We start from the raw sequence: 13,695 nt of genomic DNA, 5'->3' as shown, positions 1-13,695 counted from the left end.
AGTAAAAAATGAACTTAAAAAATGTTGATGCAACATTGGATGTTATTACTGGTCCGATGTTTGCTGGAAAAAGCGAAGAATTAATTAGAAGAATTAAAATTTTAACTATTGCTAAAAATAAAGTTTTGATAGTTAAGCCATCATTTGATACTCGTTTTGGAATTGAAAAAATAACAAGTAGAAATGGTAATTTTATAGAAGCCATTCCGACCGATAAAAGTTCAGAAATTTTAGGTTTTATAAAACCTGACACTGATGTAGTAGCTATTGATGAAGTGCATTTTTTTGATGACAACATTGTTAAAGTTATTGAACAATTATTAAAGCTAAACATTTCAGTTATAGTTTCTGGGCTTGATATGGATTTTTTAAACAGACCTTTTGGTGTTATGCCTAACATTTTAGCAATTGCTGATTCAGTGAGCAAATTAAAAGCCGTTTGCATGGTGTGTCATAAATTAGCAGGATATTCATTTAGAAAAGTTTCAAGCAATGATTTAAATCTACTAGGTGATGATGAATATGAAGCTAGATGTAGAAAATGTCATTGAGCAGGATTAACAAAATAAGCCCTTGGTGGCTTATTTTTTTGTTGTTAAAAGCAATAAAAAAACAAGCCAATAGCTTGTTAATATATGTTTAATAATTATTTGTTTTTGTTAACAAATTCATCTAAACGTGAGTGTTTTCTTGCACCTTTGTTAGCGTGGAAAACACCTTTTGAAACTGCTTTAGCAATTGTTTTGTGAGCAAAAGCGACTAAATCGTTAGCTTTTTCATCTTTAGCTAAAACTGCTTCTCTTGCTTTACGGATAGCTGTTTTAACACGTGATTTCATTGCTGAGTTTTTAACACGAGCTGCTTCCATTTTAGCAATACTTTTTACTTTAGATTTAATATTAGCCATATTAACCTCCCTTTTTCATATTGAAAAATCTTATGTATTATACCAAAAAATTAATTTTTAAATGTTTTGAAATAATATGTTCCGATTTGTGATAATAATTTTTCTGAAACACCTGCAACATTGGTGTGTGTAATACCTTTTTCAGGCTCATCTTTTATTTCATAGATGTTAATTACTTTTTGATCTAACTCATTTCCTTCTTTAAAGAAGTAATTACGCTTCATTAGTTCATATTCAAAATATGTAGCTGGTGTATAGTTAACAAAATCAAAATTAATTAGATTTAAACTATTTTCTTCCATGTAAGCATAAAACAACTCGTTTGCTAAGTCAATGTGGTTAACAAATGAAATTAAAGCAGTTTTATCAAATGAATCAGCAGTATTTTCTGGATTAGCTTTTAAATAAGCATCTAAAACAGCATTTTTAATAACTTCATCATTTCATCATAAGTCAGCAAAATCGTCATATGTGTGCATTAATTCAATGTTGATTGAAGTTAAATTGTATAAAGACGCCAATGAGTTTTTAAACTCTTCATATTTTTGTTGATTTTGTTGGTCAAATGAGTCTTTTAAGACTATGTCCAAGTAGTTTTTGTAAAAATCAGTTGCATAATCAATATATGCTTGTTGTTTCTTATCCATAGATAATGGCGATGAATTATCTTTTGAATAATATTTAGTGTAAATTGTACCTAGGTTTTGATAAAAACTATTTCTTAAAGATTCATAAAACTTATCTTCAATTGAATCTCAAGCATCATTTTTATTTTTACCATTATTGTCACCATTAGCTAAAACCAAACCGTCAACTAGTAAAACGTTTTTGTTAATTTTAATAGCATCAATTGAACCATCTGGAACATTGCTATAATTTCCTTCTGAGAAATAAGCATCTAAAGCATCACCATTATACATAATAGCACTATCAATTTGTTTTAAATCAGGTTCAATAAGTTTGTTTAATATTCCTTGTCCATCACCATCAAACTGAACTAAACCGCTACTAATTTTCTTTTGTGTAGCAGTTTCAATTAATCACTTAAAGTCATCAATAATTCTTTGATAATCACTTTCTGTGGCTGAACCAGTGAATTTGTCTGAAATATAAGTTGTGTCATTTTTTTGAGAATAATCATATGGAGAACCATATAACATATTTACACGCACAGCGTCTGTTACAACTAAGTCTTTATAGTTTTTTTGTCTTAATAAATCAAGCACGTTAAAAATTGAATAAGGTGCTATGGCATTAAGGTTTTCGTTATCAGGGTTTTTGTACTTAGTTGATAAAGTCTGAGAATTAGCAATTAATTCAGCTTCAGTGATATAAGCATCATCAGGTACTACAGTTTCACCTTGGGCATTCTTAATAGCTTTTCTTAATGGGTTGTAAGCAATCATTCCGTCTTGAGCGAAATAAGGCACAAAATACTGTCATAAGTGTTTTGGAGTATTTGTGTCTGATAAGTTTAATTCCTTATCATATTTGACTAAATGATCTCAAACTACTGGTGTATAAATAGTTTGTAAGATTTCCATTAATTCTGATTCAGTAGGTTGATTTGGTAAATCAAGTAGTTTTTGGAAATCTATTGGTTTAATAAGGTCTTTTTAATTAATTCTACAGCTTGGAAGTCGCTCCCAATTCCACCGATTGCTTTTTTGTTTACTAAAGCAACAGTGAATTCATTAATTTCATCAAAGACTTTATATGTAAAATTTTGTTCAAGAACATTTTTATTTTCGGATGCGATATATGATTTGTAGTTAAAAAAGCAGGCTTAAATGGTGAAGATGCTTTAAAAATTGCAACTATACCAATAACCAAGGCAACAAGCCCAACTACAAAGTAATATCAAGTTTTTTTAAATATCTTTACTAAATTTCAGCCTATATTTTTAAGGCTATTTAATGAGGTTTTCTGTCGGCTCATAAATCCTTTACTTAAAATTTTTATTAATATATTTATTAATTGTACCCCCATTTTTCTAATGGTGAAACAAAAAACAAAAAAACATTCTTCCAAAGGAAGAATGTTAGCATAATAAGCCGTGTTCTGTTCTGATTACTCAGTGCTGACAATTTATCTAACGTTAAAAACGCTCCTTAATTACCTTCAATTAAGTAATTAAGATTCCCCTACCAAAATTTGGGTTTCTAGCTCGCGGAGTTTACCCGTTTCACAATTCTCGTCTCTGTGGCACTAGTCGTCTAAGCTATAGCTTCTTAGGCTATACACGATCACTACTACCATCGCAGGTAGTGCTAGCACGGACTTTCCTCTACAAATTAATGCAGCTGTCAGCTAATGCTGCAAATATTATAGCACAACCATTAAAGTTTATAAACTTCAACTATAGCAGGTTCTTTTTTGTTTTTAGGTATTTCAATAACTTTAAAACTAATTTCATCATTTAAAGTGAATTTAGTGTTTTTAGTTAATTTTTGACGGTTTGTTTTTTGAAGCAAGTATTCTCTTAGAGTTAAATCATGTTCTTGATCTGAAATTAAGTCTTCATCAATTTCAAGCTGTTTAAATATGTCTCACATAATTAAATCAGCTTGAACATGTGATTTTTGAAGAGAAATTTCATAAATTTCTTCATCATCATCATGCTCATCATAAATTTCTCCAATAATTTCTTCAACAATGTCTTCAATTGTAATAATACCAATTGTTTCGGTACTGTTGTTGTTTTCAACAATAAAAGCCATTTGAGCTCTAGCTGCTCTAAGTTTTTCTAAGGCACTAGATAAAATCGAGTTAGCCGAAATTAAAGGAACGTTTTGCATATAATCAATGATGCGTCCTTTTTTAAGACTGAATATGTCTTTTAATAATACAATACCAATTAATTGACCATCTTTTTCAACTGGTATTCTTGAATAATTAGTTTCTGCAAATAGTTCTAAAGCTGTAGCGATGTTAGCTTTGTAAGATAAGGTCGTTACATCTTTAAGCCTTACATAGTGTGATAAAACTTTTGTTGAGTCTAAATCTAACGCGTTTTGAGCTAAAATGCTTTCTCCGGTTTGTAAAACCCCTTCTTCATTAGCTAAAGAAAGCATATTTTTAATATCTTCTTCTGAGTTAGTTACATAGACTTTTTTGCTAATTTTTGACATCGGATAAGTTAATGGGAAAAATATTCAAAACATTACTTCATTAAATAAAGCAAATATCTTTAAGTAAATAACAGGATTCTTTTTAGCTATTAACTTAGGAGTAACTTCTCCAAAGATAACTAAAATGGGTGTTACTATTGCTGTAGAAATAATAACGTTTAAATTTTCATCAATACCAATGGCTTTTGACAGTAAAAAGGCCATTAAAGTAGACGAAGCAACATTAACTAAATTGTTTCCGATTAGAATTGTTGTTAAAAGTTGATTATATTTTTTAACTTGTTTGTGAATTAAATTAGCAAAGCGTTCTTTATTTTCTTGCATTTCATGAATTTTTACTGGTGAAATTGATGTGTAGGCAGTTTCTGAACCACTAAAAATACTACTTAAAACAAATAAAAGAACTAAAACAATTACTAAGACAATAAAAACTCATAAATCTACATTAAGCATATTGTCTCCTAATTATCTGCAAACAGGAACTACTATCCATTTTATACCTCATAATCTGAATTTTCATCGGTAAACTTAACGTTCTTACCGGTGTATATAATTGTTGAATTGCTAGTAATACCATTACGGTTTTTAGCAATGTCTAAGTTAATAGAGATGCTGTCTAACTTAGGTGCATCTTCACCTTCTTTTCGTTTAAGTTGTCTCTTACTTAAGAAAATAACAATGTCAGCATCTTGTTCAATTGCCCCCGATTCTCTTAGGTCATGCAATTGAGGTCTTTTGTTTTCCCTGTTTTCAACATTACGTGATAACTGAGAAAGAGTTAAGATTGGTATTTTTAACTCTAAAGCAAGGGTTTTTAATTCACGTGAAATTTGAGCAACTTCATTTTGACGATTTCCACCCTTTAAATTACTTGAAATAAGTTGTAAATAATCAATGATAACCAAATCAAGTTTATTGTCATTTGATTTCATTAAATGTTTAATTTTGAATTTAATATCGTTAATTGTACTTTTGCTGTTGTCATCAAGGAATAAGCCATCAGATTCTTTTAACTTAGTATAAGCAGCACTAAGTTTTTGAATTGAAGCAATATCATCTCTTAAGAACTTAGCAGGATCATGCAGTTTATGCATTTCAACATTTGAAACAGTTGATAAAATACGTGTTGTTATTTCACTTGATGGCATTTCAAGAGAAATAAAAGCAACATTTTTTTGTTCATTATTTTTTTGAGCGTTTAAAACTACGTTTAGAGCTATATTTAAGGCTAAAGCAGTTTTTCCTACCGCAGGTCTAGCAGCCAAAACAATTAACTGACCTGGCATAAAACCTTTTATGACTTTGTCAATTGTATTAAAGCCAGTAGGTAAGTAATTTGTAATTGATTTACCTTCAATAATTTTGTTTAAATTAGCTTCAAAAGTATCAACAGCTTGACTAATATCAATAAAATCACTGTTGTTAAGTGAAAGTTTACTGATGTTAGTCATTAAATTTGAAATATCTGTTGATAAATCATCTCAAGAAACTTTTTTATTTGTTGCTAAGGTGTTTAGTAAGTTTTGTGTAAACGATTGAGTTGTTCTTATCTTTTGAAGTTCTAGTAAGCGCTCTAAGTTTGAATTTAAGTTATCAGGATTGTAAAGCTTAGAGTTAATATTGTTTAAAAGTTCTAAAGATAAAATATTGAATTCATAACTTGACTTAAATCTTTCAATTAGGTCTTTAAGTTCAAAATAGTCAATAAATCTTGCGGTTTGTAAGTAAGTCTGTTTCATTAAGCGATACAGAGTTGCATATTCAGGCACAGCAAATGCACCAAAATCTAAATAACCAAAAACTAGATCTTGACGATCATTTTCTTTTAGCATTAAAGCTAAAACTTCTTTTTCAACTTTAGGGTCTACAAATAAAGTGTTATCAACAGGATATAGTTCTTGGGGCACTAATTTATAGTCGGTATAACTAAAATGTTTTTTGCTATTTTCTGACATGTTTTAAAGCAATCTCCACTCTAATGTTTGCTTTAATGTCTTTGTATAAAACTGCTTCAACATCATGCGGTCCTTCTTGTACTAAATGTACTTTAGATAAAGCATGTTTATCTAATTTAAATCCTAAATCTTTTAATTTCTTATCTAAATCTTTTGTTGAAACTGAACCGTGAACGTTTAAATTTGAATTAGCATCAGTGTTGGCTTCTAAAGAAAATTTAAGATTTAATTGTTCTAATTTTTCTTTTAATTCTAAAGCTGCTGAACGTTTTGAATGTTCATCTGCAACCAAATTGTTTAAACGTCTATCTAAGTCACGTTGTGTTTTCTCATTTAAAGGAACAGCAAAACCTTTTGCTACTAAAAAGTTTGTTCCATATCCTGGAGCTACATCAATAATTGTGTTTGCTTTTCCATCTTTGCAATCTTTAAGTAAAATAAATTTCATTTTAATTATCTCCTGAAGAAATTATGGCGTGTCTGATATTGTCAATAAAATCATCTAATTTTTCATTTGAAACAGCTGCTGCTGATGAAAAGTGTCCACCACCACCAACTTGCTCGCAAATAATTTGAACATTTGTATTAATGCCACGAGCACTAAGTTTGTAATCATTAGTATTTTCTAATTTAGCAACCACAAATGAAGCAACACGACCTTTAATTCTTAAAATTTCATTTGCAGCAATTGAAATAACATCGTTTGGGACTTCTAAGTCGCTATATGCTAAGAAGTATCCTTTTTTAATTTCTGTTGTATTTTTTAATATTTGTTTAACTTGATTTTCAGTATCATCATCAAGTTTTAATAAATCACCACTTACAGCAGCATTTGCGCCTTTTGATTCCAATCATCCAGCGGCTTCAAAAGTTCTAATTGTGGTTGATTTAGTGAATTGTGCAGTATCTAAATAAATACCATTTAAAAGTAATTGAGCAGTTAATTCACTGACTTTAATTTTGTATTCCATAAAGGTAATTACTTCAGCAATTATTTCTGAAGCACTTGAAGCAGTAGTATCGATATAAACATTTGATAAAGGTGCTACATCTAAACTTCTGGCAAGTCTATGGTGGTCAAATACAAATACGTTTTGACGGTCAGCATTAATTAAAGCATTTTTATTATCAGTCCTATTGACGTCAGCATTGTCAACAAAAATTACTAAAGCGTTTGAGTCAGTAATTTTTGTTGCAGTTTGAGCATTTATAAAAATTCCACTGTCTAATTTATCTTGTTCTATTAGTTTTTCAACTAGTTTATTTGTTGTGGAGTCTTTTGTTTCACAACAAATATAAACTTCTTTATTGTAATTTTTTGCTATTTCATAAATACCAAAAGCAGAACCTAAAGCATCTAAATCAGCAGTTGTATGACCGTAGATAATTACTTTTTTAATATTGTCTGAATTTAACTTGTTTTCTAGTTCTGAAGCAACAAGCTTAATTTTAGTACGTGAATTATTTGAAAGAATTTCGTTATTTGACCCAAAATACAATGGGCTTTGAGTATCTGAGAATATCGCTACCTGATCACCACCCCGGTTTTGTGCTTGCAATAAAGCTTTCTTTGATTGTTCAAGTTTTTCTTTTAAAGATGATCAACCATGAGCAAAACCTGCACTTAATGATAATTTATTAACAGTACCTTTTTCTAATCTGTCATTAATGTTGACAAATAAGTCAAATTTATCATTCATCATTTGTTTAAGTGATTTTTCAGTTGTGATAATAACAAACTTTCCGTTAGTGTATTGACGATAAATAAAGTTGTATTTTTCCATGTACTCAGTAATTGTGTCAATAACAACTTTAGAAATTTCAAACAATTGCTCTTCAGATAAAATTGATTGATACATTTGGTAGTTGTCAATTTCAACTTCACCAATAACTGAACGTTGTTCTCATGATTCGACTTTGAATAAATGTTCAGTGCTTATATCTTTAACAATGATTGTGTTTGAAAGCGGTCAACATTGAATTTGAAAAATATTATTTCCGTTATTAAACTCAAAGACTTCTTTGTTTAAGTCGATTTTATCTTTTAAGTTCGGATTAATCCCTTTGAAAAAGTCTTCAATAAACTTACCAACAAAATCCTTGTGGAACTTGTTTTTAATAAAGTCTGATGTTCAAACAATTCTTTGGTCTGTATCATAAATAACAAAACCAATGTTGTTATTAGTCATGATATTTTCGACAAACCCATTAAATGATTTTTTAACAAACTGTCTTGATTTAACAAATCGATAAATTGCAATAATTACAAAACTTAAACAAAACAGTAAAATCAGTATCATAGCAAGAGTAATTGCGGTGTTTTGAATAGAAGGATGTGTTGAAACTAAAGAAATGGCAATGATTGTTAAAATAAACCAAGCAAAAAATGCCACAACCGTTAAAACTAACAACCAAGTCTTAAATTTTATTTTCATTTTATCCTTTCTAATTTAATTTATTAATTAAATTATAACTTTTTTAATTGAATAGCACCATAAATTTCAAAACAATCAAAAAAGCACTGCAAAACAGTGCTTTTAAACTTTAATGACTATGTGCGTGGAATGAAAGAACAATAGCAGCAAAAATAATTCCGGCAAAAACTGAAATTAAAACAACAAATCAAGTTTTCTTAGATAAATCACGGTGGTAAAACTCTGGTATGAATTCAACGATTGATGTGAATAGGAAAATTCCGGCAATTGTTGAAAACATAATTGCTTTTAGTCATCATGTTTCAGCAATTCATTGACCAGCATAAGCACCAATTAGCATAAATGGCAGGAATAATGAAAGCCCTAAAAATGACAATAATAAGGCTTGAATTGGACTAAATTTAGCTTCTCTAAGTCTAAAATAGAAAATTGTTTCTTCTGGAATTAAGTGAACAATTAGTGAAATAAAGTAAGCAATTGTCAATGAATCATTATTTCCATTTGCTGCAAGCTGTAAGTTGTAGCCTAATAAAATTCCTTCAGGAATTCTGTGTGTTAAAAGTAATAATAGTGCTATTACTTTTAACATTGGATTTGTGTTGTTTAATACTGCTTTTTCAGCATTTTCTTGTGCTTCATCTTGAGTAAAAATATAATCAGGGTGAGAGTGTTCACCATGGTCGTGTGAGTGTACAAAAACACTCATTGTTCCATCTTTTTGTAGTCTTTTGTTGATTCTTGCTGTAATTACAAATTTTAAGAAAAATGAAAATGTAATTCCAAGTAATAAACCTATTACTAAAACACCTGCATTTCAGGCATAAATAGCTGTTGTCGATAACTCATTTGTTTCAGCATTTTCAGCGACTGTTTCAATCGATTCGCGTAAGAAACCAAAAGTTGCTAAAACAATGAAAAACCCAGTGCTAAAGGCATATAAGTAAAAACTAAATCCTTTAGTTTTATTTTCTTTTACCTTAAAAATAGGGAAGATAAATGATAAAACTGTTGGAACAGCTAGTAAACACAGTAATGTTAAAATAACAATTATAAATAATGCAAGTCCTGAGTTCAGACTGCTTGATAACTGTAAATAAAAAGTGTTAATAAAAGTCATTATTTAACTTCTACATTGTGGAAAACGTCTTGAATGTCTTCATCATCCTTTAATTTTTCTACAAAATCTAGTAATTTTTCTGCTTTTTCAGCTTCATATTCAACATACATTGAAGGTAGATAAGTTACTTCACATTGAACATAATCACTAACTGATAAATTATCTTCAATAGCATTTTTTAGGTTTGAAAAATCTTCAGGTAGTGAAGTAATTACATATGATTGTTCTTCAACTACAACATCATCTGCCCCATTTTCTAGAGCGACCATCATAATTTCATCTTCAGCTACTAAATCTTTAGCGATTTCAATAATTCCTTTTTTATCAAATCCATATGGAATTTGACCTGGTTTACCCATTGACCCGTTTTGTTTGTTGAAGTATGATTGAATGTTTGAAGTAACTCTGTTAATATTGTCTGATAAAGTAACAACAATAAAAGTTGCTCCACCAGGAACTGTTGCTGTGAATGTTTTTTCAACAAACGCATTTGCGTTTTTATCTCCTGAAGCTTTAGCAATTGCTTTTTCAATGTTGTCTTTTGGCATGTTTTTTGCTTTAGCTTTAGCAATTGCTAATTTTAAAGCTGGGTTCATATCAGGATTTGGTCCTAATTTAGCTGCAACATAAATTTCTTTTGATAACTTTTGGAAAATTTTTCCTCTTGCAGCATCTTGTGCACCTTTTCTGTGTGCAATATTAGCGGCGTGTGAATGTCCTGCCATGTTAACTCCTTAAATTATTGAGGTTTATAAATTGCATCTCTCTTATGCTGAGAAATTTTGTGTTTATGTTCGATTTTATTAATGATTGTTTCTGGTAGATTTTGTTTGACTAAATCATAATTATCTAAGTGGTCAAGGTAATAATCAAGCTGAGCATAACTAAAACCTAATTCTTTTTCATCAGTTTGACCATCTCATAATCCTGCTGATGGATCTTTGTTAATAATGCTGTTAGGTACATTCATTAATTTAGCTAAGAATTTTACTTCACCTTTAGTTAATTGACTAATTGGTAGCAAATCAGCTCCACCATCACCAAACTTAGTGAAATAACCAATAAATGTTTCATCATAATTATCAGTTCCTAAAACTAAAGCATTTTTAGCTTGTGCTTGATAATAAAGGGTTGTCATTCTTAATCTTGGTTTAATGTTTGCGATTGAAAGAGGGTGTGTTGATTTATTAGCTTGTGTAATTGCATAAAATGTTTCAGTTAAATTAATGAATGTAAATTTGTCATCAAATTGTTTTTCTAATTGATTGATGTGATTTAAATCACTATCACTCATTTTGATGATTGGCATAACAAAACCATAAGTGCTTTGTGGGAAAACTGATTTAGCAATAGCATAAACTAAAGCTGAATCAATTCCACCGCTAATACCAACTATAAAGCCGTTCGCATTAGCTTCTTTTGCGTGATTTTTTAAAAACTCTTGAATAGTTTTTAAATACTGTTTCGCTTTGATTTCATCATAAATCGGATTTAGACCGTTATATGTTGTAAATTTAGCCATAAAACCTCCAAAATACTTAAAAGAATTTTACTAAATTTTGTAGTTTTTAAAAAGTAGCAAATAACTTTAAAAAATAAGCTTTTGAAAGATTACTGTGTAGTAATATAATACCAGTTTTTTCCACATTTGTAAGTTATAAAGTGAACTATTTAGGGGTTTTTATTAAAATTAGTTTTTTGCTAGTTTTACAGTTTTAAAAGTTTATAATATAAAAAATAAATAGGGCAGAAAAAACTGATTAAAAAGTTTTATTTTTTTACTAACAAAAAATGGCTAAAAAGGGAGAAAAAATGGACAAATTCAATTTTAAAGAAATTGATCAAAAGTGACAGTCAAAATGAATGGAATCGAAGTATTTTGAACCAAAAAATGACTATAACCTACCTAAAAAATATATATTAAGTATGTTTCCATATCCTAGTGGAAAATTACATATGGGTCATGTGCGTAATTACTCAATTGGAGATGCTATAGCACGTTATTATAGAAGAAAAGGTTTTAATGTTTTTCATCCTTTTGGTTGAGATGCATTTGGTTTACCAGCGGAAAATGCTGCTATTAAAAATCAAGTGCACCCAAGAGAATGGACTTATCAAAACATTGCTTTAATGGATAAAGAAATCCAAAAGCTAGGAATTTCATTTGCTTGAGATTATGAATGTATAACTTCAGATGAAACTTACACAAAATGAGAGCAATTTTTATTCATCAAACTATGGGAAAAGAAATTAATTTATAAAAAGAAAAGTTTATTAAATTGATGTGAACAAGATAATACTGTTTTAGCCAATGAGCAAGTAGTGGACAATAAATGCTGACGTTGTGATGGTGAAGTTATTCAAAAAGAAATGGATACTTATTACCTAAAAATTACAGCATACGCTGATGAATTGTTAGACGATTTAAAAACTCTAGAAAATCACTGACCGCAACAAGTTTTATCAATGCAAAAAAATTGAATTAACAGAACTGAAGACTACAAAGTTACTTACATGTTATATTCACCATTTTTAACAAACATTGAAAAAATTGAAGCTTTTGAGTCAAATTTAGATTTTATTTCTAATGCTTCTTACGTTGCAATTTCTAATAAGCACCCACTTGTAGAAGAACTTAAAAAACAAAACTACTTTACAAATGATCAATTGAATTTATTAGAGCAGATAGATTTAAATTTCATTAAAAAAGATTTTAGCCAAAAAACATTTATTGACACTCCGTTTAAAGCCATTAACCCAATTGATAGAAGCTCTTTAAAAGTTTTAATTACTGATTTTGCATCATTTAACCCTAATAAACCGGTTGTTATTGTTTCACATTTAAACAAAACACACAAAGCTTATTTAGAATTTAATAAGCTAGAGTTTGATGAAACCTTAAAATCACAAATCAATGAAAAATTATTAATTAAAGAAGTTCACTATAACTTAAGAGATTGAGGGATTTCGCGTCAAAGATATTGAGGAACTCCAGTACCATTAGTTCACTGTCAAGATTGTGGCACTGTTCCAGTTAATTTAGATGATTTACCTGTTTTATTACCAAATGATGTTCAATTCACAGGTCAAGGAAATCCTTTAGATACAAGCAAAAATTGACTAAATACAAAATGCCCTAAATGCCACAAAGAAGCAAAAAGAGAAACCGACACACTTGACACATTTTTCGAGTCTAGTTGATACTTCTTACGTTATTCAACACCAACAATCCTTAGAAATGATGTAATTTTTGACAAAGAGAAATTGGAGTACTGAAATTCAGTAGATGAATACATCGGTGGAATTGAACATGCAATTCTACACTTGCTATATGCCAGATTTTTTACAAAAGCTTTATCAGATTTAAATCTTGTAAGTTTCAGAGAACCTTTTGCAAACCTTTTAACACAAGGAATGGTGCTAAAAGATGGTGAAAAAATGTCTAAATCAAAAGGAAATGTTGTAGAACCTAGTCAAATGCTTGAAGAATATGGTGCAGACACAGCTCGTTTATTCATTTTATTTGCAGCTCCGCCACAAAAAGAACTTGAATGAAGTGATGCCGGAGTTAATGGTTGTTATAAATTCATAACAAGATTATTTGAAAAATCTAAACTAATTGATTCGAATATTGATGTTAAAAATCTAGATTTATCAAATTTAACACAACAAGAAAAAACAGCCAGATTTAAGCTTCATTCAGGTGTTAAAAAGATGTTTGAAGTTTTTGAAAACAGAGAAAATGGTTATTCATTTAATACATTAATTTCATGAACAATGGAAACATTAAATGAGTATGTGGAAATTGAAAGAAAAGATTTAATTACTGAATTTTTCTACATAACTTTAAACATTTTAGAGCCATTTATTCCTCATTTTGCATGAGAGTTATCAGAGAAACATTTTAATTTAAAAAACTTAACAGACTTTAGCTATGATGAAAGCGCTTTAGAATTGGATGAAGTAACTTATGGAATTACTGTAAACGGTAAGGTTAGAGCAGAAATTAGCGTTTCTAAAACTATGCAAAAAGATGATGTAATATCGCTTGCATTAGAAAAAGTTGTTAAATGAACTGATGGAAAAGAAATTGTTAAAACGATTTTTGTTCCAAACAAATTAATCAATTTAGTTGTTAAATAACAAAGGA

11 protein-coding genes and 1 other RNA gene are annotated in these 13,695 nt (G+C 29.4%); 2 read left to right on the top strand and 10 right to left on the bottom strand.

The window, feature by feature from the left end:
- Window positions 1–8 precede the first annotated feature (8 nt).
- Window positions 9–569: a thymidine kinase gene (locus tag FG904_RS02050; RefSeq protein WP_139592265.1), complete on the top strand. Its 561-nt coding sequence runs from the start codon at window positions 9–11 to the stop codon at window positions 567–569.
- Window positions 570–646: 77 nt separating this feature from the next.
- Here the strand turns inward: FG904_RS02050 and rpsT are convergent, their stop codons facing one another.
- The 10 genes from rpsT to nadE form a co-directional block, all read right to left on the bottom strand.
- Window positions 647–907 carry a 30S ribosomal protein S20 gene (gene rpsT, locus FG904_RS02045; protein WP_139592264.1) on the bottom strand — a complete coding sequence of 87 codons (261 nt, stop codon included), beginning with the start codon at window positions 905–907 and terminating at the stop codon, window positions 647–649.
- Between the two features lie 50 nt (window positions 908–957).
- Window positions 958–2,451 carry a hypothetical protein gene (locus FG904_RS02040; RefSeq protein WP_139592263.1) on the bottom strand — a complete coding sequence of 498 codons (1,494 nt, stop codon included), beginning with the start codon at window positions 2,449–2,451 and terminating at the stop codon, window positions 958–960.
- Window positions 2,452–2,952: 501 nt separating this feature from the next.
- Window positions 2,953–3,226, bottom strand: an RNA gene (gene rnpB, locus FG904_RS02035) — RNase P RNA component class B.
- Window positions 3,227–3,246: 20 nt separating this feature from the next.
- Entirely contained in the window at window positions 3,247–4,491 is a 1,245-nt protein-coding gene (locus FG904_RS02030) for a CNNM domain-containing protein (RefSeq protein WP_139592262.1), read from the bottom strand.
- Between the two features lie 41 nt (window positions 4,492–4,532).
- A complete protein-coding gene (locus FG904_RS02025) occupies window positions 4,533–5,993 on the bottom strand; it encodes a DnaB-like helicase C-terminal domain-containing protein (RefSeq protein WP_139592261.1) in 1,461 nt (486 codons plus the stop codon).
- A complete protein-coding gene (rplI, locus tag FG904_RS02020; protein WP_139592260.1) occupies window positions 5,980–6,441 on the bottom strand; it encodes a 50S ribosomal protein L9 in 462 nt (153 codons plus the stop codon). The genes FG904_RS02025 and rplI overlap by 14 nt, the downstream gene beginning before the upstream one ends.
- Window position 6,442: 1 nt before the next feature.
- On the bottom strand, window positions 6,443–8,428 hold the full coding sequence (locus FG904_RS02015; RefSeq protein ID WP_139592259.1) for a GGDEF domain-containing protein: 1,986 nt from the start codon (window positions 8,426–8,428) through the stop codon (window positions 6,443–6,445).
- A 109-nt stretch (window positions 8,429–8,537) separates the two neighbouring features.
- The gene (locus tag FG904_RS02010) at window positions 8,538–9,545 is read right to left on the bottom strand and encodes a ZIP family metal transporter (RefSeq protein WP_179950145.1); all 1,008 of its coding nucleotides are present in this window, start codon (window positions 9,543–9,545) and stop codon (window positions 8,538–8,540) included.
- Window positions 9,545–10,270, bottom strand: a complete 726-nt coding sequence (locus tag FG904_RS02005; protein ID WP_139592258.1) for a YebC/PmpR family DNA-binding transcriptional regulator — start codon at window positions 10,268–10,270, stop codon at window positions 9,545–9,547. Before FG904_RS02005 ends, FG904_RS02010 begins: the two co-directional genes overlap by 1 nt.
- A 14-nt stretch (window positions 10,271–10,284) precedes the next feature.
- Window positions 10,285–11,067, bottom strand: coding sequence for an NAD(+) synthase (gene nadE / locus FG904_RS02000; RefSeq protein WP_139592257.1), 783 nt, complete (start codon window positions 11,065–11,067; stop codon window positions 10,285–10,287).
- Between the two features lie 290 nt (window positions 11,068–11,357).
- Between nadE and FG904_RS01995 the strand changes: the two genes are divergently transcribed.
- The gene (locus tag FG904_RS01995) at window positions 11,358–13,688 is read left to right on the top strand and encodes a class I tRNA ligase family protein (RefSeq protein WP_139592256.1); all 2,331 of its coding nucleotides are present in this window, start codon (window positions 11,358–11,360) and stop codon (window positions 13,686–13,688) included.
- Window positions 13,689–13,695: the final 7 nt, after the last annotated feature.

The sequence above is a fragment of the Mycoplasma nasistruthionis genome (assembly GCF_006228185.1).
GTDB lineage: Bacteria > Bacillota_I > Bacilli_A > Mycoplasmatales > Metamycoplasmataceae > Mycoplasmopsis > Mycoplasmopsis nasistruthionis.
This window is presented reverse-complemented; position numbering and strand designations above follow the sequence as displayed.